The organism is Exiguobacterium undae DSM 14481, assembly GCF_000620805.1.
Classification (GTDB): Bacteria; Bacillota; Bacilli; order Exiguobacteriales; family Exiguobacteriaceae; genus Exiguobacterium_A; species Exiguobacterium_A undae.
On sequence record NZ_KK211187.1, the window covers coordinates 117,491 to 142,217 of the forward strand.

Here is a 24,727-nt window from a genome sequence, read left to right on the forward strand (position 1 = left end):
AAAATGGACTTAACAGGCACAAATCATCAAATGATTGCCGTCGAGATCTTTAAAATTGAACCAGTGACCGTGTTCAATTTCTGTCGTCAATTCGATGCCTTTGTTTTTCATATATGTATAAGATTGTTCGATATTATTTGTATTAAAATGAAAAAGTGGTGTACTGAGAATGTTGTCTTTTGAAAAAATTTTACTGTCTAATACGATGTCTACACCATTCATCGGAATGACGTACAGGTGACCAAACAAAATCTCACCGTCGGATGGTAAGCCGAGCAGATCACAGTACCAATCCCGGGATTTTTCGACGTTGCTGACGGGAATGAAGATGGTCCCGACCTGATTTGAAATCGGATTCATAAAGAACCTCCTTATTTTGAAAGCACTATACCATCTAAATAGTTCCGCTCATTTGAAAAATATTCGTTTGCAATCAAGTCACTCGAAACTAAATATGTTCCGTATAGTTCGCCCCGCTTGATGCCAAAGTAACATGTGTTCGGAGCTAACAGACTGGTTTGTTTCTTGAGGTTTTCCGGTGAGAGTTCAATCCAGTTCAATTCGTTTTCTGCAAGAGGAATGCGCGCCGCAAAAATGGAATGATCTTTGTGAATGGAGACAATCGGGTCTTTGGTCTTTAATAAGCCAGGATTGACATGGGCTAAAATTGGGTCAGCACACGTTGCAATAAATTCACCAATCGTAGTAGATTCAGATGCCCGCATTAATTCATAAATCATGGCGTTGCCTCCTTCTACATAATGGTCATTCTACCTTCTTCTTTTTCGTTAACATGGCTACAACTGCACCCAAAGTCACTGTAATCATACCGATAAAACCTTGTGGGATGTGTCCGTACAACAACATGAAAATACCGGCACTGCTTAACACTACACCTGATCCAATCAAAACTTCTCTCATTGGAAACTTCTTTCGAAATCAAAATGTATATTTCCTTCACTATAATGAATATTTTTATCAAACAGCAATGAGCCGATTTATAAAGATAAGTCATGAAAAATACAGAAATGAGTGTCCACCTACATCAAAATTTCTCCTTATGTATGTTAAAAATCAAAAACACATGTCGAATGGACAGTGGAGTCAGTTCAACATGTGTTTTTGTGGAAATTTCAATTCTTGTTATGTCCGTTCTAGCACCGTCGCGAGCATCCGATGCACGACTTCGTGATCGCGGACATCATGCAGCTGATAATCCTTGCCGGGTAATGTGTAAACGTCGGTTGAGCCGACGTAGGAGATGGCGAGTTCGAGTGTGCCGTCTTCCTGACAGGTCGTTCGTAATTCCAGTTCGCCGCTGATGACGCCGACTTCATTCGTCATCACACCGTGCGTGGCGGTAAACGTAGAGGTTTTCGTTTCCATCGAATCGACTCCTTCTTAGTATGTACAGGTGTTCAACATCGTTTGCAGTGCTGTTTTTTCAGAGGATTGGAGACTTAAGCCCCAACGACTTTTCGTGTTGATCCACATCTTCGAGTAAGCACAGCTTGCGCCGGCACGGGTTGGTTTCCATGTCGATGGATCCTGGTCACCCTTTGAACGGTTCGAGCTTGCGGAGACGGCAATCAATTGCGGACCGTTGAGGTCGTTTGCGAATGCCTGACGTGTCGTTGTCGTCCAGCTGCTTGCACCTGAACGCCATGCTTCCGCGAGCGGCACGACATGATCGATGTCGAGATCGGACGGGTTCGTGAATGTCAGTCCATCATAATAACTGTACCATGAGCCGGACGTGACCGGACAGTTGCCGACGTAAGAATCCGCATCGCGTTTCAAGACGACTTGACGGGTATCACAGCCGCTTCCTTGGCTGCTCCAATGGGGGAAGAGATCACGGGAGTAACCGGTCATCGTACTTTCGGTCTTGACTGTCAGTGCGTTGAGCTCAGATTGAGCCGTCGCTTTTGACGGAATGCCGGACGGTAGTGCGGAAACGGGTGAGAGGTCGAACTGAAACGCAGTGAGAAACAAAACAAACGATACGGCGAGTAGCTTGATTTTCTGGAACATGAACTGCCTCCTCTTATGTAAGTGTGATGAGAGAATCCTCTCAACTCACTCAGTATGCCATCGAATATTTTGGATAGGGTTAAAATAATGTAAACATTACAAAAGTTGAATATTTTTTACCGGAAATATTTTTTGGGAATTAAGCCTAAAGTAACAGAGAAATAAATTACTTAAAAATTAAAATCAATATCGGATAAAAACGAAGTGAATGATTTAAAATTACAGAGATTTTTAACATAAAAAAAAGCATCCGATCATAGGATGCTTTGGTTACAGACTTTTATCGTGTGCTGATCGTTTTTTGAAAAAATGGACGACTAAAAAAACTAGAACAATATTTGATAAAAATCCAAACGAATCAAAGAAAGCATCTAAGAGCGGCATTTTTTCCAGTGAAATGCGTATAAAAAACAAAGCAATCGAGCTTACGAACACTACCAGAAGGATGGCAAGAAGAGAACGATTGGTAAAAATCAAGCCGAGAACCAGGAAGACTGACACGAGACCGATGATTTGAGTCACCATGAGACACCTGCTTTCTGTTACATGATCTGTATGTATGATTTTTTCCTTAGTTGAACTTTTCTTAAACAAATTTCCAACGAATCTGTATCATCCAAGAAGGATAATGGGGAAATCTGGAACTTTACATAAGAAAAAACGTATGAATAAAGGAAGGAGCTGAGGGGATGAAAAAAGGATTACATACGTCCATTACACCAAGTTTTATTTTAGCAGGACTGCTCGTCTTGATGATCATGACACTTGTTTTTGTTCAACGTCATCTCAATACGGTTCAGATTGAATCCATTGTTGAGCAGGCAGACGAACGAGGTTTTGGCTACGAATTGGTGATCCATGAACCAATCACGAACTCCTACAGTTTTAGAGCATTCGAACAGGAGTAACAAGAACCAAATCGAAAGGAGAAATCCGTTGAAAGCCATCAGTCTATTTTTACTGTTTTATGCCGTCACGGTGATGATTATTTATATCGTGTCGATTTTTCTGCCGGTCGCGCTAAATTTCATCGTCTACTTTTCCATCGCGTTGCTGATTGTTCTTGTCGGTTATCTGATCAAACATTATTTATTCAGTTCACGGGCGAAGAATTGAACTCTGTCAGCGAAGCTGATTCAAATCTTGTATAGTAAAGGGGTACCTCTGTTCGATTTGGACAGGAGGCACTCCTTTTTTAGGAGCCACGAGGAATTCAAACGTCAAGGAGCTGAGACCGTACCATGAACAAACAAGACATAAGTGATATCCGTCGCCATTTTAAGGTCGACTCGGAACTACTTAAAATCAACGAAATTTATAATGTATATATCCGCAAGGAAACGAGTGAAATCTTCTATGAGGAAAGCCGGCCGTTCGCCTTTCTTGAACTCGAGCAACAGGAATTGTTCCTCGCGAACTTCAAGAAAGTCCTGACCGGGAAACTCGACATCAAGCTGTTTGAGGTCAAGTTCCAGCAGCCTGAAGAAGGCGCGACCGGACATACGCAACAACTGTTGTACGAAGGCCTGTACACGGAAGAGACGGAAGACTGGACGGAACAGATGCAACAGATTGCGCTGAAGATGGTCCAAGACGTGCAGTACGAAAACGATATCGTCGTCACGTTCATCCGGGGACAGTATTACAAGACGACGAAACGGCAGGCGGACGAGACGGAAGTGGATAAGAACGATGAAGTCTATACGACCCCGTTTATTCTGAGCAGTCTCAACCAGACGGAACTGCCGAAACAGTCGCTTGTCTTTGACTATGTCGATCTCGAGTTCAAGTCGAACCTGCTGATCAATCCGGTCATCAAACTGGCGTCACCAATTGGCGGCTTTTTATTTCCGTGCTTCACGGATAATGCGGCGGACGTCAACCGTGTCCTTTACACAGCAAGCAAACCGAATAAACCGGACCTGCTGTTCATTGAAAACGTCCTGAACGGTGATCAAATCGTGACGGCGGAAGAAGACAAAGCGGTATTTGAAGAGATTGTCAAACTGGTCATCGGCGAATCAGTCGATTCAAAAACGCTCGCGGGTGTCTATGAGGAAGTCAATCACCTGCTCGTCGTTGAGGACGAAAAGGAAGACGAGCCGGAAGATATTCCGATGCTGGACGTCAAAGAAGTCGAACGGGTCTTAAAAGCGAGCGGCATCGAAGACGTCAGTACGGAACAGGTCGAACGGGCCTTCAAGACAGTCATCGATGATACGACGTACGAAATGAAGGCGAGTAACATCGTCCCGAACTATGAAGCGAAATCAATTAAAATCAATACGAAAGTCGCAAATATCTCCGTCAGTGCCCAAGACTTGAAGTACATTAAGCAGGTCAATTACAACGGCAAACAATGTCTGTTGATTGAAGTCGAGGAAGACACGGTCATCGACGGGTTCACGCTCGTTTCAGAAGAAAATATCTTAAGCTAATTCAAAAAAGCCACTCGTTTCACGTCATTCCGACAAGGAAAACACGTGAAAGACAAGTGGCTTTTTTTGAATCATCCAGAATGATTGATTAATCGGATAAAGATGCGTATGATTGGTTTTGTAAGCGGTCTCTTTTAAAAACAAAGGACACCCAAAATTTTTTTAACGATTTACGAAAGCGGTTTCGATACTTATTTTTACAAATGAATGATCTCTTATAAGTGCGTAAAGAATTCGGTTAAAGGAGGCAGATTCATGGGACAGGATTATCAGCAATTGGTCGATCGGTTAGCAGAAAAAACGACTGGTGAACTGCAAGATGGTGTTGAAGTCGTCATCAAATCGGTACCGGACCGGAGGGAAAGCGGCGTACTTGATCCGCGCGTTTTGGAAGTCAAGATGCAGCAACAACATGACAGTTCGCCGGCAGCACCGTTTTCGCTCGAAGCGGCGCGGGCCGGGATGGGTTGGGTCAATACCGATCTGACGACGACACCGATTACGACAGAAGCGATTGAGATTCCGAGTCCTGAGCAACCGATTCCGGCACGGATTTACCGTCCACGATCGACGGAACCGTTACCGGCAGTGGTCTACTTTCACGGCGGCGGCTTTTTCGGCGGGACACTTGATCCGGTCGAGTATCCTTGCCGGTTGCTGGCAGAACGGGCCAATGTCGTCGTCATTTCGATTGATTACCGGCTCGCACCGGAACATCCATTTCCGGCCGGTCTGAACGATTGTTTCGCGGCTGTCACATGGATCTATGAACAAGCGGAAGCACTCGGCATTAACCACGCACAACTGGCTGTCGCCGGCGACAGTGCCGGCGGAAACTTAGCGACCGTTTGTGCCCTGCTTGACCGCGAACAACAGACAAAGATGATCCAGTACCAAGTCCTGCTCTATCCGGTCGTCAATCTTGCCGCTTTGCCGACGGATGATTTCAAGTGGCGTCTTGACGCCTACGAAATGAACGAGAATCGGGAGTTGCTTGAAGGGATCGTTACGGCTCTTGCAGACACAGATGGCTTGTTGAACCGGTTATACCTGCAAGGAACGACGGATGTGCAGGATCCACATGTTTCGCCACTCTTCAGCGACAAGCTGGCAGGACTGCCGGAGGCGCTGATCATCACGGCGGAATATGATTATCTTCGTCTCGAAGGCGAAGCGTACGGGCGGAAACTCGCGCGGGTCGGCGTCAAAACTAAACGGATTCAGTATAACGGCATGGATCATGCCTTCATCGAAAAACTTGGACAGTATCCGCAAGCGGAAGATTGCATCACAGAAATTGCGAACGGTCTTCAGAATCGGTTTGCGGCAATGAAATCTGATACGAACACTATAGGGGGATAAGCAGATGACGACTTATACATTAGATTGGAACGCTTATACGGCACTGGCCCGGAAGACGGTCGCAGAAGGGGCAGTCCTGTTGAAAAATGACAAGCAGACGTTGCCGCTTTCAGCAGGGACGACAATCTCAGTTTTCGGACGCAATCAGTTTAACTATTATAAAAGCGGAACGGGATCGGGTGGGATGGTCAACGTATCGCACGTGACAAGTCCACTCGAAGCTCTGCAACAACATCCGGATCTGACCGTGAACCAGTCGTTGCTCGATGTTTACGAAGCCTGGCTGCAGGATCATCCGTTTGATAAAGGCGAAGGCTGGGCGGCGGAACCCTGGTCGCAGGAAGAAATGCCGGTCACGGACGAAGTCGTCGCTCAAGCGGCGGGGCAGTCGGATGTCGCGATCGTTATGATCGGTCGGACGGCCGGTGAAGACCGTGATAATACGGCAGACCCGGGCAGTTACCTGCTGACGGACGTCGAATTAACCTTGATCGAAAAAGTCTCACAGGCGTTCCCGAAGACCGTTGTCTTGTTAAACGTCGGCAATGTCATCGACATGCAGTGGGCGCTTGATTTTGATCCGAGTGCGATTTTGTATGCGTGGCAAGGCGGGATGGAAGGCGGAAATGCCTTGATTGATCTCTTGACGGGAGCAATCACACCATCCGGAAAACTGCCGGATACGATTGCCCGTTCACTCGACGCGTATCCGTCGACGCCGTACTTCGGTCACGAAGACCGGGCGATTTACAAGGAAGACATCTACGTCGGGTACCGCTACTTCGAGACGTTTGCGAAAGACGACGTCCTGTATCCGTTTGGGTTTGGTTTATCCTATACGACGTTTGATGTCGCGACGGAAACGATCGACATGACGGAGCAACAGGTCACATTGACCGTCACCGTCACGAATACAGGGACACGCAGCGGGAAAGAAGTTGTCCAGGTGTATCTCGAGAAACCACAGGGACAACTCGGCAATCCGGCACGCGGACTCGTGACGTTCGCGAAGACACAACAGCTGGAACCGGGTCAACAGGAGACGGTAACGTTGACGGTACCGCTGACGGAATACGCGAGCTACGATGATGCCGGTGTGACGGGGCATAAATCGTCTTACGTCATCGAAGCGGGAGCGTATCATCTGTACGTCGGCACGGACGTCCGGACCGCGGCGCACGTGGCGACACAAACGATCGACACGTTACGTGTCACCGAGACGTTAAGCGAAAACATGGCACCGGTCACGGCGTTTGACCGTCTGAAGCCACACAAGACGGAAACCGGTTATGACGTCACGTACGAAGCGACACCGCTGCGGACGATCGATCCGGAAGCCCGCCGCCTCGCCGAACGTCCTGCCGCGCGACTGTCTTCGGAAGATCAAGGTCTGACACTGAAGGATGTCTACGAAGGCAACACGTCCCTCGACGTGTTCCTCGATCAATTGACGGATGAGGATCTGGCAGCGATCGTTCGCGGCGAGGGGATGAACTCACCGCGCGTCACACCGGGAACAGCAGCTGCCTTTGGCGGCGTGACCGACCGGCTGACAGCATTCGGCATTCCGGCGGCCTGCTGTGCTGACGGTCCGTCCGGGATTCGGATGGACATCGGAACCAAAGCCTTTTCGCTTCCGAACGGGACGCTTGTCGCGTCAACGTTCAACGTCGAGTTGGTGGCTGACTTATTTGAGATGACAGGGCTCGAACTCCGGAAAAACGGCATCGATACGTTGCTTGGACCGGGGATGAACATCCATCGTCATCCGCTCAACGGACGAAACTTTGAGTACTTCTCGGAAGATCCTCATCTGACCGGGATGATGGCCGTCGCCCAGCTCGACGGGATGCACCGGGTCGGTGTGACGGGAACGCTCAAACACTTAAGTGCCAACAATCAGGAATTCCATCGTCATGATCTCGATTCGATTGTCTCGGAACGGGCCTTGCGGGAAATTTATCTAAAAGGATTTGAGCACGCCGTCAAACGGGGACAGGCGTATGCGATCATGACGACATACGGTGCCGTCAACGGGCTCTGGACGGCTGGATTGTACGATCAAAACACCCGGATTCTCCGTGACGAGTGGGGCTTTGACGGTGTCGTCATGACCGACTGGTGGGCAAAAATCAATGCCGAAGGAACGGAAGCCAACCGGCAACAGACAGCGACGATGGTTCGTTCGCAAAATGACCTGTACATGGTCGTTGGAGAACCGGGGGCGAATCCGTTTGAGGATGATACGCTGTCATCGCTTGCGGACGGTACGTTGACACGGGCAGAGTTGTTGCGGAGTGCGGCGAACATCTGTCAGTTCATCCTGCGGTCACCGGTCATGGAGCGGACGCTTGGTCAGGGAGCGACAGTCGATGTCACCGGATTACCGGAAGAGGCAGATGATCTGAACGAACAGGCCGTGACGCATCAGCAACTTCAAAGCGGTGTCCCGATCGTGTTTGATGAACTCGACACGTCGACCGGAAGCAGTCATGTCTTTGCCGTGACGGCGGAAGAAACCGGGATGTATCACGTCACGTTTGAAGCACGGTCGTATGCCGGTGAACTGGCACAGATGCCGGTGACATTGTTTGCGAACAATATGCCGGTCGCGACGTTTACGTTCAACGGGACAAACGGCGAATGGGTGACACAGACAAAAGACGTCTTCGTCTTTAATCCACACAACTACTTCAAGCTGTACTTTGCGCTCGGAGGGCTTGAACTCAAGAACATCACCTTTACGTTAACGGAATCGTTCCATATGAAAAACGGATAATCACATCATAGAAAATTTAAAAAAGTGTATGAAAAAAGAGAGAAGCGATGTTCAAGCCGCTTCTCTCTTTTGGTGTCTCTATTTTTTCTTAAATCGAAAACGAATTGACGGCATGAATGCCTTCTTGTTCGACGAACTCATCGAGGAGCGCCCGAACATCATCCGTTGAATTCGTGTCCATCAAACGGGCACGCAATTCGCTGGCACCGCGGAAACCACGGACATAAATCTTGAAGAACCGGCGGAGCGGCTTGAAGAGGCGGGGTTCGAATTCCGCTGAATATTGATCGTGCAGGTCGAGTTGCAGACGCAACAGACCCAACAATTCTTCGCTCGAGTGCTCTTTCTTTTCGACTTCAAAGGCAAACGGGTTATGGAAAATGCCGCGGCCGATCATGACGCCGTCGACACCGTACTGCTCGACGAGTTCAAGCCCGTGTTGTCGGTCGTTGATGTCGCCGTTGATCGTCAAGAGGGTTTGCGGTGCGACTTCATCCCGAAGTTTCTTGATTTCCGGAATCAGTTCGAAGTGAGCCGGGACCGCACTCATTTCTTTACGCGTCCGCAGGTGAATCGAGAGGTTGGCGATATCCTGTTCGAGAATGTGGCGTAACCAGTCGTGCCACTCCTCGACTTTTGAATAGCCGAGACGTGTCTTGACGCTGACCGGCAGACCGCCGGCTTTTGCTGCCTGAATCAGTTCAGCGGCGACATCGGGACGGTTGATCAGTCCTGATCCTTTTCCGTTGACGGCAACGTTTTGCACCGGACAGCCCATGTTGATATCGATGCCTTTAAAGCCCATTTCCGCCATCCCGATACTCATCTCACGGAAATATTCCGGCTTGTCGCCCCAAATGTGGGCGACCATCGGCTGTTCATCTTCGGTGAACTCGAGTCGTCCGCGGACACTCTGTTTACCTTTCGGATGACAGTAACTTTCCGTATTCGTAAATTCAGTAAAGAAGACATCCGGTCGCGCTGCTTTCGCAACGACGTGACGGAAGACGACATCGGTGACATCTTCCATTGGTGCAAGTACAAAAAATGGTCGTGGCAGGTCCTGCCAAAAGTTGTTTTTCATCGTATATAAAACCCTTTCCTTAAGGTAATTCGTTTTGCTCAATTAAAATTTCATCAACTATATACTTTAAGCGTATTGAACAAAAAGTGCAAGGAGACAAGCTTTGCAGGCGGGAATATTGAAGCCGTTTGTCGAAACCAGATAAAGGAAGTCAGGGATGAATCTTTTAGTCCGTTCATATCGTAATAGGTGTAACACAGTCGCCAGGAAAGGATGAGATCTCCATGCATACACTGTACATGAAACAAAAAGCACTCAGTTTACGAGGTCGTTTTTCGATTAAGAATGAACAGGAGCAGGATCGGTATCTCGTCGAAGGCAGCTTCATGAAAATTCCGAAGTCGTTTTCGATTACGACGACGGACGGAGAAGAAATTGCGACGATCACGAAAAAAACATTCAGTTTAAGACCGAAGTTTTTTGTTGAGGTCGAGGGACAAACGATGACGATCGAAAAGGAATTTTCATTGTTCAAAGCCCGTTATACGATTGACGCAGCCGGAATCGAGATTGACGGAAACTGGTGGGACATGGATTTCCAAGTCAAGCGGCAAGGCGAAGTCGTCGGGCAGGTTGAGAAAAAGTGGTTGTCGTTTGGCGACAGCTACGAAATTCAGGTGATTGATGCCGCGATGGAGACGATTCTGATTGCACTCGTCGTTGCGATTGATTGTGTGAAGGCAGACGATGCGGCAAACGCATCGTCTTAACAGAACAGGAGAGAAGCATGAAATCACTTTTGATGAACCAGACGATGGATTTGAACCGACGTTTTACGATCCAAAACGAAGCCGGACACGTCACGCATGAAGTGACCGGACAGTTGTTGCAAATGCAGAAAAACTGGCAACTCGTACAGGAAGAAGCCGAGATCGGCCGCGTGACGAAACAGACGTTCAGCATGTTGCCGCATATCCTGGTGGAAGTGGACGGGCGTGTCGTTGCGACCATTCAAAAAACTGGATTCTTGATGTTTGCGGATTACCGGATTGACAGCCGGGATCTGCAAATCGATATCAACTGGGCGACGATGACGTTCAGTGTCACGTATCAAGGAAACAAAATCGGGCAAGGCAAAAGACGGTGGGTCCGTTTCGGAAAACAGTACGAACTGACACTGCTGGATGAAGCGTCGGAGACACTGTTTTTAAGTGTCGTGCTCGGACTCGATCGGGCGAAAGCAGACAAAACAGTCGCAACGCTCTTTTCGGATAATTGGTCAGGAGGGAAGAAGTAAATGGAACGATGGGATATCTATACGGCAGACCGCGAGAAAACAGGACGGACCTGGCCGCGTGGAACAGAATTAAAAGATGGCGATTATCGTTTGGCTGTGCACGTTTGTCTTTTTAACGAACAGGGACAGATGTTGATTCAGCAACGCCAGCCGTTCAAAGAGGGCTGGTCCAACATGTGGGATCTCAGCGTCGGTGGCAGTGCGACAACAGGCGATACGAGTCAAACGGCGGCGGAACGTGAATTGTTTGAAGAACTCGGATTGTCCCTGTCGTTCGCCGGACGGCGTCCGCAGTTGACAGTTCCGTTTGAAGACGGGTTTGACGACTATTACTTAACCGAAACAGACGTTGATCTGACGACCCTGACGTTACAGGAAGAAGAAGTCCAAGCCGTCAAGTGGGCGACGGAAGACGACATCATTGCTGGCATACGGGAAGGAACGTTCATTTCGTACCATGAACCGTTGATCCGGTTGCTGTTCATCTTACGGCATCAATATGGTGCCCATCAAAAATAAAACAACCCCCAGGTCGCGAGCGACTTGGGGGTTGTTTTTGGGATTAGGCTGTTTTTTTCGAAGCCGGCACCGTTTGTTTTGGTTTGGTCTCCGGTAAAAAGAAACTGAACAGGAGGTATGTCGAACAGCAAAGGAAAAAGACGACCATCGAAGCCATGTATCCCATCTGTCCGAGCGTATAGCTCCAAAGAATCGTAAAGATTGTCTGTGTGGCGTACGCAATTGCCCAAAAGAGACCAAATAAGACGGTAATCTTTTGCGGGGTCATGCCTTTCATCTCGTGTGCGAGATTCATGAAAATCGGATACTGAATGTACATCGCAAATCCGGAAACGAAGGCAAAGACATACGAAACGAGTGGCGAGATATTGCCGAACGCGACCGTGATGATAAAACTGCCGATCATGATCAGCCCGCTGGTCAGGAGAATCGGTTTTCGCGGTGTCCCGCGGCTGCCGATTTTCAGACCAACAAAGGTCCCGATGATCCCGGCACCGGATACAAGCAGATTGACGAGCGATCCGTTTAATTCGGTATAGGTGTCAAATACCGGTTTGAGTCCGACGAGCGACAGAATGTAGAGCGTTAAGAAACCGCCGAACGCCAACGCATATTTCCATAAGAAGCTGTCTTTGATCGCATCTTTGTAACCGTAAGCCGTGACGACTTCGTTTTGATCACTTGCCGTATTCAAGTCGAATTCTTCACTGAAGATCAACCAGGCGAGGAACAGGACGGCTGTCAAAGCAGCAAAAATCGTCAATGTCAGTTGCCAGTTGTTCGTGAATTGTGTCGCGAAAAATGTGAACAGCAAGGAAACGACGAACGCTCCGACATTGTAAGATACCGTATTGAGTGCATTGATCCGCAGTTTTTCCGTCGGATCACTGATGTAGCGGGTGACGACCGGATTCATGTAGACGATGACCATCGAGCCACCAAGACCCATGATCATCCGGGCTGCCGTATACGCCCAGTAGTTCGGCAGATAGATGGCGACGATCGACATCATCAGGAACAACAGGGCAAGCATCGGTGCTTTTTTGGGTCCAAGTTTCATCAGGATGAGTGCGGCCAAGATGTTCGCGAAGACACGTGCCGTCGTGATCGAATAGTTGACGAGTTGTGAAATCAACGGATCGACGGTCCGGTCACCGAAAAAATGGGCCGTGATTTGTGGTGTCAAGGAAGACCCGGCGACCCAGTTCATGGCGAACGTCGCATATGCGAACCAGAGAACGGCCATCATCAAGTACCCTTTACGTGCGTGATTAGATTGTGTAGACATAAGATACCCCTTCTTTTCCTAAGCCGAATCTCCCGGTAGACGGGGATTCGAACTACTTCACTTTGTTATCAATTCGTTAAATGTAGCGGAGTTCGAAGGGGAAGTAAAATAGATAATTCTTATGTTTTCCATAAGTTAAAAGAATAGATCGAAAGTAATCGTATGCGTTTGTCGAATACTTGAAAAAATGTCTGTCACCTGTTTACGTTTTGGTTTGATGAAGCGTCATCCGTTCACAGGTCATCCCGTCGGCAGTCTGAACGAGACGGTACACATCAGGGTTCTGCAATTGCTGCCAGTCATCAAAGCCAAAAGTCGAATCGATGGTGTGTAACAACAAAGCCATCGCGTTTCCGTGCGTGACAAGCACCGTATGACGGGCCGGATGCAACGATGCTTCTTTCAGGACAGACGTCATCCGCTCCATCACTTCACGACTCGATTCACCGCCGGGAAAGCGGAGATCGAAATCGACGAATGTTTCTTGTAAAGCGGAACGCCACTCGCTTAATGGCGAGGTGCTGAGGATTCGTTCTTGGAGCTGATCCTCGATTTCAACCGGACAATCATGGAGAGCGGCGACAGGTAAAATCGTTTCCTGTGCCCGGCGGAACGGACTGGATAAAATCCGGTCGACCGGGATGGTTTTGAAAAAACCGGCGAGTGCGTCTGCTTGTTTGTAACCTTGTTTCGTCAACGGAGCATCGGGTGCTTGTCCCGTTGCTTCACAATGGCGAATGACATAATATGTCTTCACGATCAGTTCCTCCTCCTGCGGTAGTCTTTGTAGGAGACTTCTGGAAACGGCATGCAAAGTCCTGTTTCACGTTATGAAAGAAGAAATGAAAAAATGAAATAAAACGGTTGACAAACGATCATAAGATTACTAGTATTAAAAACAATTCAGGTGATTATGTCACCTCAGCAACCGAATAAAAAAAGAAAGCTATGATTGTCATGGGTCACACTATGGCAGGAGCAGCTTCTGGAGAGACCGTGTATACGGCGCCGAAGGGTTCACAATCTCAGGCAAAAGGACAGAAGAGTACTGAATTTTTATTTTTTGTGTTGGCTTTGCCAAGCAAAGGATGATTATTTGCTATTCTGATGATTTTTTTGAGATTGGACACCCGTCCAGTCTCTTTTTTTGTTGGACTGACAGAACAGTCTGACCGGGGGAAACAGAGAGATCATCAAAGGAGGAGTTCAGGTTTGGAACAGCAAGGATTAAAACGGGATTTATCGAATCGTCACGTCCAATTGATTGCGATTGGTGGAACGATTGGAACAGGGTTGTTTTTAGGATCGGGGAAAGCGATTCAGCTGGCCGGTCCATCGATTGTGTTTGCCTACCTGCTTGTCGGGATTGCGATTTTCTTCGTCATGCGGGCACTGGGCGAATTGTTATTGTCAAAAGCCGGTTACCAGTCACTGACGGATATCGCGGAAGATTATCTCGGACCACGCGCGGCGTTCGTGACCGGTTGGACATATTGGTTCTGTTGGATCATGACGGCGATGGCCGATATCATTGCCGTTGGTGTCTACGTCAAATATTGGTTTGATATCCCGCAGTGGATTCCGGCCGTCATCGCCCTGTTGATTTTACTCGGCTTTAACCTCTTGACGGTCAAACTGTTCGGAGAACTCGAGTTTTGGTTCGCCTTGATCAAAGTCATCACGATTTTAGCGTTAATCGGGGTCGGGATCGTCTTGCTCGTCATCGGCTTCAAAACAGATGCCGGACCGGTCACAGTCAAGAATCTGTGGCAGCACGGCGGGATGTTCCCGAACGGCATCACCGGGTTCCTGTTGTCGTTCCAGATGGTCGTCTTCGCGTATGTCGGGGTTGAACTCGTGGGTGTCTCGGCAGCAGAAACAGCCGATCCGAAAAAGAACATTCCGTCAGCGATCAACAAGATTCCGTTACGGATTCTGTTCTTCTACGTCGGTGCCTTACTGGTCCTTCTGATGATCAATCCATGGACAGGACTGAATGCAACGGAAAGTCCGTTCGTCAAAACGTTTAGTCTGATCGGGATTCCGCTTGCTGCCGGAATCATCAACTTCGTGGTCCTGACGTCGGCCGCTTCCGCTTGTAACAGCGGAATGTTCTCGACGAGCCGGATTTTGTACAATCTCGGGAATCAAAAGCAGGCACCGAAATCTTTTTCGAAGCTGAATAAGAACCACGTGCCGGCAAATGCCTTGTTCATCTCGACATTGGTCGTCTCGGGTGGTGCCTTATTAAGTAAATTGATTCCAGGACAGGCGTTCAGCATCGTCACGACAATCAGTGCAATTTGTTTCATCTGGGTCTGGGGTGTCATTCTCGTCTGTCACTTGAAATACAAGAAGACGCAGCCGGAATTGCATGCCGCCTCAACGTTCAAAGCGCCGTGGACACCGTTCGTCAACTACCTCGTACTCGGTCTGTTCACACTGATCCTGGTCGTCATGCTCGTCGCGGACGAAACACGTCCGGCCTTGCTCCTGACACCGGTCTGGTTCATCGGATTGTTTGTCCTGTACCAGTTGCGGACGAAAAAACATCAAAAAGCAGAACGACACAGTGCGTGATGCATCAAGGAAAAAAACAAAGACCCGATTCCCTGCCGAACAAAACAGGGAGCCGGGTCTTTCTTGGTGTTGATGAAAACTCAGCGATGGAATTGTCCGTCCGCCAATTGCTTTTTCAACGCCGTCGCTTTTTTACGGATTGCCTGCTGATCCGCTTGGTCCCGCTTCGCCCACTGCCGGTACATCATCGACATCCGTTGGTTGCCGGAGAAACGTTCCTCGTGCCGGGCGATGAAGTCCCAATACAAGGCATTAAACGGACAGGCGTTGTCCCCAAGGGCATCTTTCTGATTAAAGGGACAGTTCCCGCAGTAGTCGCTCATCTTGTGGATGTAGTTCGCCGATGCGATGTACGGTTTCGTCGACAGGAGACCACCGTCGGCATGCAACGCCATCCCGAGTACATTCGGCAGAACAACCCAATCATAGGCATCGATATACATTTCATTAAACCAGTCCGCTGTCTGTTGCGGCGAAATCTCAAACAAGTTGGCAAAGTTTCCGAGCACCATCAGCCGCTGGATATGATGATTGTGCGCCGTTTCGATGACGGGACGGAGCGACTCGGCGACGCAGGTCATCGTCGTCTGACCGTCCCAGAAGAAGTCCGGCAAGTCACGGTCGTGTTTGAGGACATTGACCTGTTCATAACCGGGCATCTCACTCAGGTAGACGGCCCGCATGTACTCACGCCACCCGAGGATTTGGCGGATGAATCCTTCGACGGCATTGAGCGGCGCCTCCTGCTCTTCGAGCGCTGCGGCAGCGGCCTTGATGACTTCGTCCGGTGATAGCAAGCCGATATTGATCGATGAGGAGAGCAGGGAGTGCGATAACGTATCCTCTCCCGTCAGCATGGCATCCTGATAGGTTCCGAATGTCTCAAGCCGTTCCTCGATGAAACGGGCGAGTGCCCGCTGTGCTTCCTGTCGTGTGACCGGCCAGTGGAACGCATCGAGCTGTCCCGGATGATCGGCAAACGTCGTCTCGACTTTGTGGATGACGTCACGTGTGATCTGATCCGGTCGGAAGTGGATCGGTGCTTTAAAATCAACGCCGTCCTTCGCCGGTTTTCGATTGTCGGCGTCAAACGACCATTTTCCGCCGAGTGGTTTGTTTCCGTTCATCAACAGGCGGCGGTCTTTGCGAAGTTGCCGGTAAAAGCGGTCCATCTTCCACGGTTTGTCCCCGAGCAGGGCGACGGCTTCGTCCTGCGTCAATAAAAAGAGTGGAACATCGGAACAGACATCGACGGTGATCGTTTTCGGAAGGTTGTTTTGAAACCGCTCCATGGCGCGACGCATCGGGTGATCGGTGATCGCCGTATACAGCAGGTGCGTCGGTTTATATTGTTGCTGGTGCTGCTTCCAAGCGTCGTCAAACGAGTCCGCTTCCCGGTAATCGACCGTAAATCCTTTGTCCCGGAGTTCGTCTGCGAAATGACGCATTGCTGAAAAAATCAACACCAGTTTTTGTTTATGGTACGTTTTCCAGGTCGAGCGTGAGGTTGCTTCGACCATCAAGATGACATCGTGTTTCGGATCCGCTTCCTGCAGAAGCGGTAACGTGTGGTTCAGCTGATTGCCGAAAATCCAGCGTGTCGCCATGAATCGTTCCCCCTTTTTCTTCTATTAAGAGTATATAGCCGCTTTCCCTGAAAGTATGTCTCGGGATGTGCGCGTTCGATTCAGGGGAAATGGATTTATGTTTAGTGGAAAACACCGGATATTTTAATTTATGAATGACCTGTGATAGGGTTATACTGGAAAGGTAAGTTGTCGTCATACGAGCGGTTTTCAACTGGTATGACAGGTCCATAATATCAAACGGGGATAGGAAGGATATCATGAGCAGTATGCCTAAACAAACAGATGTTATTTTAATTGGTGCCGGAGTCATGAGCGCAACGTTAGGGGTCTTATTAAAAGAGCTTGCGCCGGACATGAAAATTAAGGTGTTCGAGAAGTTGGCAAGTGCGGGGGAAGAAAGTTCAAACGAATGGAACAATGCAGGGACGGGTCACGCTGCACTCTGCGAACTGAATTACACGACGGAAAATGCAGACGGAACGATCGACATCAGCAAGGCGGTCAAGGTCAACGAACAGTTCCAACTGTCGCGCCAATTTTGGTCGCACCTCGTCAAAGAACAAGTATTGCCGAACCCAAAAGAATTCATCATGCCGATTCCACATATGAGTATGGTCGAAGGGGCGGAAAACGTCACATTTCTGAAAAAACGATTGGAAGCGCTCTCAGCTAATCCGCTGTTCAAAGGAATGGAATTTTCGGAAGATCCGGAACAACTCAAACAATGGATTCCATTGATCATGGAAGGCCGGACATCACCGGAACCGATCGCAGCTACGAAAATCGATTCAGGGACAGACGTCAATTTCGGTGCGTTGACACGGATTCTGTTTGATCACTTAAAACAACTCGATGTCGAGATCAACTATGGTCATGGCGTTGAAGATTTGAAACGGGTCGACGGTGGCTGGGAAATCAAAGTCAAAAATGACCAAGACAACCGGATTGAACACCATACGGCGAAGTTCATCTTCATCGGCGGTGGCGGCGGCAGTCTGCCATTGCTTCAAAAAACAGGCATTCCGGAATCGAAACAGATCGGCGGTTTCCCGGTCAGCGGCTTATTCCTCGTCTGTAAAAATCCAGAAATCGCGGAACGTCACCATGCGAAAGTCTACGGGAAAGCCAAAGTCGGTGCGCCACCGATGTCTGTCCCGCATTTAGACACACGTTACATCGACGGTCAAAAATCACTCCTGTTCGGACCGTTCGCCGGTTTCTCGCCGAAGTTCCTCAAAACCGGATCGAATCTCGATTTGATCACATCCGTCAAACCAAACAATGTGTTGACGATGCTGGCGGCAGGAGCAAAAGAGATGGGACTGACAAAGTACTTGATCGAGCAGGTCTTACTGTCGACGGAGCAACGGATGAATGAACTGCGCGAATTCATTCCGAATGCCAAAACGGAAGACTGGGATGTCGTCGTCGCCGGACAACGTGTCCAAGTCATCAAAGATACACCACAAGGCAAGGGGACTCTCCAGTTCGGAACGGAAGTCGTCAGTGCGGCAGACGGTTCGGTCGCAGCGTTGCTTGGCGCGTCACCGGGTGCCTCAACAGCGGTGCCGGTCATGCTGGAAGTTCTCGGGAAATGTTTCCCGGATCAAATGCCGGAGTGGGAAGCGAAAATCAAAGAAATGATTCCGTCGTACGGGACGTCACTCGTCGCGAATCCGGAACTCTTTGATCAAATTCATGCCGAAACCACAAAAACGCTCGAATTGACGGAAGCCCAACCGATTCGTTAACAGTATTCATCCGACACAAAAAAGCCCCGTCCTCTTGAAGAGGACGGGGTTGTTTGTGTAAAATCATCCGCGTTGACGGAAGAAACGTGTTTTCTTCAAGGCAATCCCGACTGGAATTGCGACGAGAATGCCGACGACGTTTTGCGTAATGTTTCCTGGAATTGATAATGCCGGAGCTACCCAGTTGCTGTATAGAATACCTTCACAGATGTAATATACACCGAGCATGACAGGAACAGATGCAATCATTGCGAGCGCGTTGATGCTGACTTTTGTTCCCTTACGACCATACGTCCAGGCAATCCAACCGACGATGAACCCTTGTAATCCCCGTCCAACAAAAGAGAACGGCGCCCAAAGTGTCCAACCTGAAACGATATCGAACAAACCCATTCCGACAGCACCGGCAATCATTGCCGTCCGGGGTCCGAATAAAATCGCGATCAGGAACAACATGGCTGTTCCCATATGGACCAGTCCACCGTTCGCTGCGATGGGTAATTTGATATTGATGAAAAGTGTAGCGACAAAAACAAGTGCAATCGACATTGAAGTGATGACGAGTTGCCGGGTACGAGTGCTTGAATACGGTGCTGCTTTTTGCATGTGCCTGACCTTCTTTATGATAGATTTTGAATACTCTCAATCTATCAGATAACTGGTCTAGCTAAAAGTGTCAATTTCGAACAATTTATAGAGGTCAGTTTGAATCTAAATCTTTCATAATGAAAGCGTTGGCCTAAAAGATGATTTTCCGTGACTTCTACGGGGAAAAGCGCGTTTACGCGCTGTCAGAGGCAGGCGAGACCCGGCTTGAAGACCTGCTGGTCGCAAAAGCCGCGGCTTGCGCTTCGTCCGAGAAAAGCACGGGAAAAATCCTCTTTAGTTGACGGAGATTCTGTTTATGTTAGATTTTGTAATCAAAAAAACGCCTTGCCGAAGCAAAGCGTTTCGATAATCAGTTCCGAATCATGTAATCGAAGGCACCGAGTGCAGCGGTAGCACCTGATCCCATCGAGATGATGATCTGCTTGTAAGCACTGTCCGTACAGTCACCGGCTGCGAAAACACCCGGGATGTTCGTTGCGCCATGACGATCGACAAGGATTTCACCGAACTTGTTGCGTTCGATCGTTTCGCCGAGCCAGTCTGTGTTTGGCACAAGACCGATTTGGACGAAAACTCCTTCAAGCTCGACATGATGCTCAGCACCTGTTTCGCGTTCGACATACGTGATGCCGTTCACTTTATCCGTACCTGTGATTTCCTTCGTCTGAGCGTTGGCAACGACCGTAACGTTCGGAAGACTTGCCAGACGGTCTTGTAAGACCGCGTCTGCTTTCAGTTCCGGTGCAAATTCAAGCACCGTCACGTGTTTGACGAGACCGGCAAGATCGATGGCCGCTTCGACACCGGAATTCCCGCCGCCGATGACAGCGACACGTTTTCCTTCGAAGAGTGGACCGTCACAGTGGGGACAGTAAGCGACCCCTTTATTCTTGAACTCGAGTTCGCCCGGCACACCGATGTTGCGCCAGCGGGCTCCTGTTGAAAGGATCAAACTCTTCGTTTTCAAGACCGCACCGTTCTCAAGCTCCAGTTCAACAAGGTCTTTTTTCTCAAGACGCGTTGCCCGTTGGAGGTTCATGACATCGATGCCGTACTCTTTGACGTGTTCTTCAAGACTCGCCACGAGTTTCGGACCTTCCGTATACTTCATGCTGATGAAGTTCTCGATGCTCATCGTATCCATGACTTGACCGCCAAACCGTTCAGCGACGATTCCGGTCCGGATGCCTTTACGTGCGGCATAAATCGCAGCACTGGCACCGGCAGGACCTCCACCGACGACAAGAACGTCGTACGGGTCTTTATCGGCAAAGTCTGATGCGTCGACGCCTGTACCGAGTTTCGCAAGAATTTCTTCGAGCGACATCCGACCGTTTCCGAACGCTTCGCCGTTGACGAAGACCGTTGGGACAGCCATGATTTCTTTCGCTTCAACTTCTTCTTTGAACGCACCGCCGTCAATCATCGTGTGGCTGATGTTTGGGTTCAGGACACTCATGACGTTTAAGGCTTGGACGACATCCGGACAGTTGTGGCAACTGAGACTGATGTAAGACTCAAAATGATACGTTTCTTTGATCCCTTTGATCTGATCGATCAGTGAAGCATCGACTTTTGGTGCACGACCGCTGACTTGGAGTAACGCCAAGACGAGGGACGTGAACTCGTGACCGAGTGGAATCCCGGCAAACGTGATCCCGCTCTCTTCACCGACACGATTGACGCTGAAGCTTGGTGTCCGGGCTAGTGACGCCTGTTCGATGCTGATTCGTGGTGACATGCTCGCGATTTCTTCGACGAGCTCGCTCATCTCAAGAGAAACAGAGTCTGTCCCGGCGCTGACCGCGAGGACAAGATCTCCTTCCAATAACTCCAAGTATTGAGCGAGTTGTGCTTTAATATCTGCTGCTAAAGCCATCTCAAATCCGCTCCTTAAATTTTTCCGACGAGGTCGAGGCTCGGTGTGAGTGTTGCAGAACCTTCTTCCCATTTCGCTGGGCAAACTTCGCCTGGGTTGTTGCGTACGTATTGTGCTGCTTTGATTTTGTTAACGAGTGTGCTTGCGTCGCGACCGATTCCGCCTGCGTTGATCTCAACCGTTTGGATGACACCGTCTGGATCGATGATGAACGTTCCGCGGTCTGCAAGTCCGTCTTGTTCGTTCAAGACTTCGAAGTTGCGTGAGATGACGTGTGACGGGTCACCAATCATGACGTACTCGATTTTACCGATTGTTTCTGAAGTTTCGTGCCAAGCTTTATGTGTAAAGTGCGTATCTGTTGAAACCGAGTAAACTTCAACGTCAAGCGCTTTGAGTGCTGCGTATTGGTTTTGAAGATCTTCGAGCTCAGTCGGGCAAACGAATGTAAAGTCTGCTGGGTAGAAACAAACGACACTCCATTTTCCACGAAGGTTAGCATCTGTAAGATCGACGAACTCTCCGTTATGGAATGCTGATGCACTGAATGGTTTTACTTCACTTCCGATTAAAGACATGATAAAAATCCTCCTGTTGGGTTCTATTTAAGAATCTGTTCTAGTGCTAAGAAAAAACTGTATCTATCACACTAGAATAATTCTAATCTAATACTAATTTCATATAACCGCTTTGTTTTGTCAAGAGATAACCTGCAATTTCCTATCCTGATAAACAAAGTGTGAACAAAAAAAGAACTCCCATTTCCTTAAATGAAACAGGAAACAGGAGCTGTATAAGTTATTGCCACTCGGTGTGGAACGTGCCTTCGCGATCGGTCCGGGCATACGTATGTGCCCCGAAGTAATCGCGTTGTGCTTGCAGGATATTGGCATTGGAATCAGCCGTCCGGTAGCTGTCGTAGTACGTCAGCGAGGTGCTGAGACATGGAGCAGCGAGTCCTGCCAGAGAACCTTCTGCGACGACTTGGCGCAGTGACGTTTGATAGTCCTGAACCTTCTCGGCGAAGTACGGTGCGAGCATTAAGTTCGCAAGCGATTCGTCCTTCGCGAAAGCCTCACTGATGACGTTCAGGAACTCGGCCCGGATGATGCAGCCGCCGCGGAAAATCAACGCGATTTCTTCGAGGCGTAAGTTCCAGTCATACAATTCGGAAGACGTCCGGTACTGGGTGAAACCTTGCGCGTACGCCGCAATTTTTCCCATGTAGAGGGCTTGGCGGATCCGCTCGATCCAGACGTCTTTGTCGAGTGCCTCGCGGGCTTCCGGTCCAGTGAGGACGGTAGCTGCTGCGACACGTTCTTCTTTGACAGCCGAGAGATAACGGGCAAAGAGCGCTTCCGTAATGATCGAAGAAGCAATTCCGTTATCAATCGATTGCATGCTCGTCCATTTGCCGGTGCCTTTTTGACCGGCTTGGTCCAAGATGACATCGATCAATGGAAGACCGGTTTCGTCATCTTTTTTCCGAAGAATATCGGCTGTGATTTCAATCAGGTAACTTTTCAGTTCGCCTTCATTCCAAGACGAGAAGACATCAGCGATTTCTTCGACATCGAGTCCAAGACGGAACCGGAGGAAACTGTAAGCTTCCGCAATCAATTGCATGTCGGCATATTCGATGCCGTTGTGGACCATTTTGACAAAATGACCGGCTCCTTTTGGTCCGATGTAGACGCAACACGGCTCACCGTTCACTTTGGCGGCAATCTTCGTCAAAATTGGTGCAACCTGTGCGTAGGCTTCTTTTGTTCCGCCCGGCATGATGGCAGGACCGGTCCGGGCCCCGACTTCACCGCCGGAGACACCGACGCCGATGTATTCGATGCCGTGTTGCTGCAATTGATCAAACCGGCGTTCGGTATCGAGGAAGTGGGAATTCCCACCGTCCATGATGATGTCGCCCGTCTCGAGATGCGGGACGAGTGATTCGATGACTGAATCGATCGCACTGCCTGCCGTGACCATCACGAAAATCTTCCGTGGACGTTCAAGGGATTGGACAAAATCCGCGACATCATAATACGGATGGATCGATAACCCTTCGTTATGAGCCATCAGCTCATCCGTTAAATCACGTGTGTAGTTGTAAACAGCGACGTTTTCTTGATGACTTGCCATGTTCAGGGCGATGTTGCGCCCCATGACGCCAAGCCCGATGACTCCGATTGAATGTAGCATATAGACCGACTCCTTTTTTTAGACGACGAGACTGAGTAAGAGGACAAATCCAAGTCCGAAGACGGAAATGATTGTCTCGAGCAACGTCCACGTCGCGAACGTTTCTTTCATCGTTAACCCAAAGTATTCTTTAAACATCCAGAACCCGGCATCGTTGACATGCGAAGCGATCAGACTGCCGGCTCCAGTCGCCAAGACGACGAGTGCCAGATTGACGTCCGATTGACCGAGCAACGGAATGACGAGACCGGCTGTCGTCAGCGAAGCGACGGTTGCCGAACCAAGCGAAATCCGTAAGATGGCGGCGATGATCCAGGCGAGTAAAATCGGTGATAAGGTTGTTCCGTCAAAGATTTCAGCGACGTAATCACCGACACCCCCATCAATCAAGACCTGTTTGAAGGCACCGCCGCCACCGATGATCAACAGCATCATCCCGATTTGGGTGATGGCGGTCGTACAGGAATCCATGACCGTTTTGATCGGAATCTGACGGGCAAGTCCCATCGTATAGACCGCGACGAGCAAGGAAATCAGCATCGCCGTCGAGGCGTTTCCGATGAACTGGATGGCAGCTAAAACAGGTGTATTGTCCCAACCAAGTGTTTTTTGTAATAACGTGATGACGGTTGCGACCGACATCAAGAGAACCGGTAACATCGCCGTGAACACACTGATGCCGAATCCCGGTGTATCTTTTAAATCAAATTCCTTTTGTTCGCCGAGTGACGCAATGTTGCCGGTTTTCTTAAAGGATTCCGGAACAATCCGCTTGGCGACTTTTGTGAAGATCGGACCGGCGATGATGACCGTCGGCACGGCAACGATGAAGCCGTACAAGAGCACTTGTCCGAGATCCGCGCCGTACTCACCGGCGATGACCGTTGGACCCGGGTGAGGCGGCAGGAAACCGTGTGTGACCGACAAAGCGGCAACCATCGGAATCCCGAGGTAAAGAATCGAGACGCGTAACTGACGTGAGATCGCAAAGACGATTGGAATTAACAGTACCAATCCGACTTCAAAGAAGAGGGCGATCCCGATGATGAATGAGGCAACGACGACCGCCCATTGGATGTTCTTTTCCCCAAATTTCGCGACAAGCGTCATCGCGATCCGTTGCGCACCACCAGCATCCGCAATCAGTTTTCCAAGCATCGCACCGAGTCCGAAGATCAAGGCGAGGTGACCAAGCGTTCCGCCGAGTCCGGCTTCGATCGTCGTAACGATTTCATCAAGCGGCATTCCAAGCAGGAGCGCGACGACAAACGAGACGATGATCAGGGAGATAAACGTGTTTAACTTCAACCCCATGATTAAGACGAGTAACAAAACAATCCCGATGGCAACAATGACTAATGGCATGTGACTTCCCCCAA

23 protein-coding genes and 1 riboswitch are annotated in these 24,727 nt (G+C 49.3%); of the genes, 10 read left to right on the top strand and 13 right to left on the bottom strand.

The genetic code is table 11. The features are described 5' to 3' along the window. Nucleotides 1–9 precede the first annotated feature (9 nt). From P397_RS0101300 to P397_RS0101320, 4 genes are all read right to left on the bottom strand, one after another. Nucleotides 10–360 (bottom strand): VOC family protein, encoded by a 351-nt coding sequence (locus tag P397_RS0101300; RefSeq protein WP_028105359.1) that lies wholly within the window; start codon nt 358–360, stop codon nt 10–12. Between the two features lie 11 nt (nt 361–371). Then, nucleotides 372–740: a hypothetical protein gene (locus P397_RS0101305; protein WP_028105360.1), complete on the bottom strand. Its 369-nt coding sequence runs from the start codon at nt 738–740 to the stop codon at nt 372–374. A 403-nt stretch (nt 741–1,143) separates the two neighbouring features. After that, entirely contained in the window at nt 1,144–1,386 is a 243-nt protein-coding gene (locus P397_RS0101315; RefSeq protein WP_012371879.1) for a hypothetical protein, read from the bottom strand. Between the two features lie 15 nt (nt 1,387–1,401). Beyond that, entirely contained in the window at nt 1,402–2,034 is a 633-nt protein-coding gene (locus tag P397_RS0101320) for an HNH endonuclease family protein (RefSeq protein ID WP_028105361.1), read from the bottom strand. 689 nt (nt 2,035–2,723) lie between these two features. Here P397_RS0101320 and P397_RS0101330 point away from each other — a divergent pair. From P397_RS0101330 to P397_RS0101350, 5 genes are all read left to right on the top strand, one after another. Continuing rightward, nucleotides 2,724–2,942 carry a hypothetical protein gene (locus P397_RS0101330; protein WP_028105363.1) on the top strand — a complete coding sequence of 73 codons (219 nt, stop codon included), beginning with the start codon at nt 2,724–2,726 and terminating at the stop codon, nt 2,940–2,942. A 28-nt stretch (nt 2,943–2,970) separates the two neighbouring features. After that, nucleotides 2,971–3,150 carry a hypothetical protein gene (locus tag P397_RS0101335; RefSeq protein WP_028105364.1) on the top strand — a complete coding sequence of 60 codons (180 nt, stop codon included), beginning with the start codon at nt 2,971–2,973 and terminating at the stop codon, nt 3,148–3,150. Between the two features lie 125 nt (nt 3,151–3,275). Continuing rightward, nucleotides 3,276–4,472: a DUF4317 domain-containing protein gene (locus tag P397_RS0101340; RefSeq protein WP_026827054.1), complete on the top strand. Its 1,197-nt coding sequence runs from the start codon at nt 3,276–3,278 to the stop codon at nt 4,470–4,472. 255 nt (nt 4,473–4,727) lie between these two features. Continuing rightward, nucleotides 4,728–5,834: an alpha/beta hydrolase gene (locus P397_RS0101345; protein WP_028105365.1), complete on the top strand. Its 1,107-nt coding sequence runs from the start codon at nt 4,728–4,730 to the stop codon at nt 5,832–5,834. 4 nt (nt 5,835–5,838) lie between these two features. Then, nucleotides 5,839–8,613 carry a glycoside hydrolase family 3 protein gene (locus P397_RS0101350; RefSeq protein ID WP_028105366.1) on the top strand — a complete coding sequence of 925 codons (2,775 nt, stop codon included), beginning with the start codon at nt 5,839–5,841 and terminating at the stop codon, nt 8,611–8,613. Nucleotides 8,614–8,701: 88 nt separating this feature from the next. Here the strand turns inward: P397_RS0101350 and P397_RS0101355 are convergent, their stop codons facing one another. After that, nucleotides 8,702–9,697, bottom strand: coding sequence for a tRNA dihydrouridine synthase (locus P397_RS0101355; protein ID WP_028105367.1), 996 nt, complete (start codon nt 9,695–9,697; stop codon nt 8,702–8,704). Between the two features lie 224 nt (nt 9,698–9,921). On the opposite strand from P397_RS0101355, the gene P397_RS0101360 reads away from it, so the two are divergent. The 3 genes from P397_RS0101360 to P397_RS0101370 are packed head-to-tail and all read left to right on the top strand — an operon-like array spanning nt 9,922 to nt 11,453. Then, nucleotides 9,922–10,407, top strand: coding sequence for an LURP-one-related/scramblase family protein (locus P397_RS0101360; RefSeq protein ID WP_028105368.1), 486 nt, complete (start codon nt 9,922–9,924; stop codon nt 10,405–10,407). Nucleotides 10,408–10,424: 17 nt separating this feature from the next. Further along, the gene (locus P397_RS0101365; RefSeq protein WP_028105369.1) at nt 10,425–10,934 is read left to right on the top strand and encodes an LURP-one-related/scramblase family protein; all 510 of its coding nucleotides are present in this window, start codon (nt 10,425–10,427) and stop codon (nt 10,932–10,934) included. Then, nucleotides 10,935–11,453 (top strand): NUDIX hydrolase, encoded by a 519-nt coding sequence (locus P397_RS0101370; protein ID WP_028105370.1) that lies wholly within the window; start codon nt 10,935–10,937, stop codon nt 11,451–11,453. A 43-nt stretch (nt 11,454–11,496) separates the two neighbouring features. On the opposite strand, the gene P397_RS0101375 is transcribed toward P397_RS0101370, so the two are convergent. Further along, entirely contained in the window at nt 11,497–12,741 is a 1,245-nt protein-coding gene (locus P397_RS0101375; RefSeq protein ID WP_028105371.1) for an MFS transporter, read from the bottom strand. A gap of 202 nt (nt 12,742–12,943) precedes the next feature. Continuing rightward, nucleotides 12,944–13,498, bottom strand: a complete 555-nt coding sequence (locus P397_RS0101380) for a histidine phosphatase family protein (RefSeq protein WP_028105372.1) — start codon at nt 13,496–13,498, stop codon at nt 12,944–12,946. A gap of 218 nt (nt 13,499–13,716) precedes the next feature. Then, nucleotides 13,717–13,792: riboswitch (glycine riboswitch) on the top strand. 161 nt (nt 13,793–13,953) lie between these two features. On the opposite strand from P397_RS0101380, the gene P397_RS0101385 reads away from it, so the two are divergent. Next, nucleotides 13,954–15,321, top strand: coding sequence for an amino acid permease (locus tag P397_RS0101385; RefSeq protein WP_028105373.1), 1,368 nt, complete (start codon nt 13,954–13,956; stop codon nt 15,319–15,321). Nucleotides 15,322–15,401: 80 nt separating this feature from the next. Here P397_RS0101385 and P397_RS0101390 read toward each other — a convergent pair whose 3' ends face one another. Then, a complete protein-coding gene (locus P397_RS0101390; RefSeq protein ID WP_028105374.1) occupies nt 15,402–16,928 on the bottom strand; it encodes a cryptochrome/photolyase family protein in 1,527 nt (508 codons plus the stop codon). Nucleotides 16,929–17,167: 239 nt separating this feature from the next. Between P397_RS0101390 and P397_RS0101395 the strand changes: the two genes are divergently transcribed. Continuing rightward, nucleotides 17,168–18,661, top strand: a complete 1,494-nt coding sequence (locus tag P397_RS0101395; RefSeq protein WP_028105375.1) for a malate:quinone oxidoreductase — start codon at nt 17,168–17,170, stop codon at nt 18,659–18,661. Nucleotides 18,662–18,724: 63 nt separating this feature from the next. Here P397_RS0101395 and P397_RS0101400 read toward each other — a convergent pair whose 3' ends face one another. The 5 genes from P397_RS0101400 to P397_RS0101420 form a co-directional block, all read right to left on the bottom strand. Further along, nucleotides 18,725–19,267: an ECF transporter S component gene (locus tag P397_RS0101400; RefSeq protein WP_028105376.1), complete on the bottom strand. Its 543-nt coding sequence runs from the start codon at nt 19,265–19,267 to the stop codon at nt 18,725–18,727. Nucleotides 19,268–19,619: 352 nt separating this feature from the next. Next, nucleotides 19,620–21,149 (bottom strand): alkyl hydroperoxide reductase subunit F, encoded by a 1,530-nt coding sequence (ahpF, locus tag P397_RS0101405; RefSeq protein WP_026831627.1) that lies wholly within the window; start codon nt 21,147–21,149, stop codon nt 19,620–19,622. A gap of 14 nt (nt 21,150–21,163) precedes the next feature. Then, nucleotides 21,164–21,727: an alkyl hydroperoxide reductase subunit C gene (gene ahpC / locus P397_RS0101410; RefSeq protein WP_028105377.1), complete on the bottom strand. Its 564-nt coding sequence runs from the start codon at nt 21,725–21,727 to the stop codon at nt 21,164–21,166. Between the two features lie 220 nt (nt 21,728–21,947). Next, on the bottom strand, nt 21,948–23,348 hold the full coding sequence (gnd, locus tag P397_RS0101415; protein WP_028105378.1) for a decarboxylating NADP(+)-dependent phosphogluconate dehydrogenase: 1,401 nt from the start codon (nt 23,346–23,348) through the stop codon (nt 21,948–21,950). Between the two features lie 18 nt (nt 23,349–23,366). Next, complete coding sequence (locus tag P397_RS0101420) at nt 23,367–24,713, bottom strand: GntP family permease (protein WP_028105379.1); 1,347 nt, start codon at nt 24,711–24,713, stop codon at nt 23,367–23,369. Nucleotides 24,714–24,727: the final 14 nt, after the last annotated feature.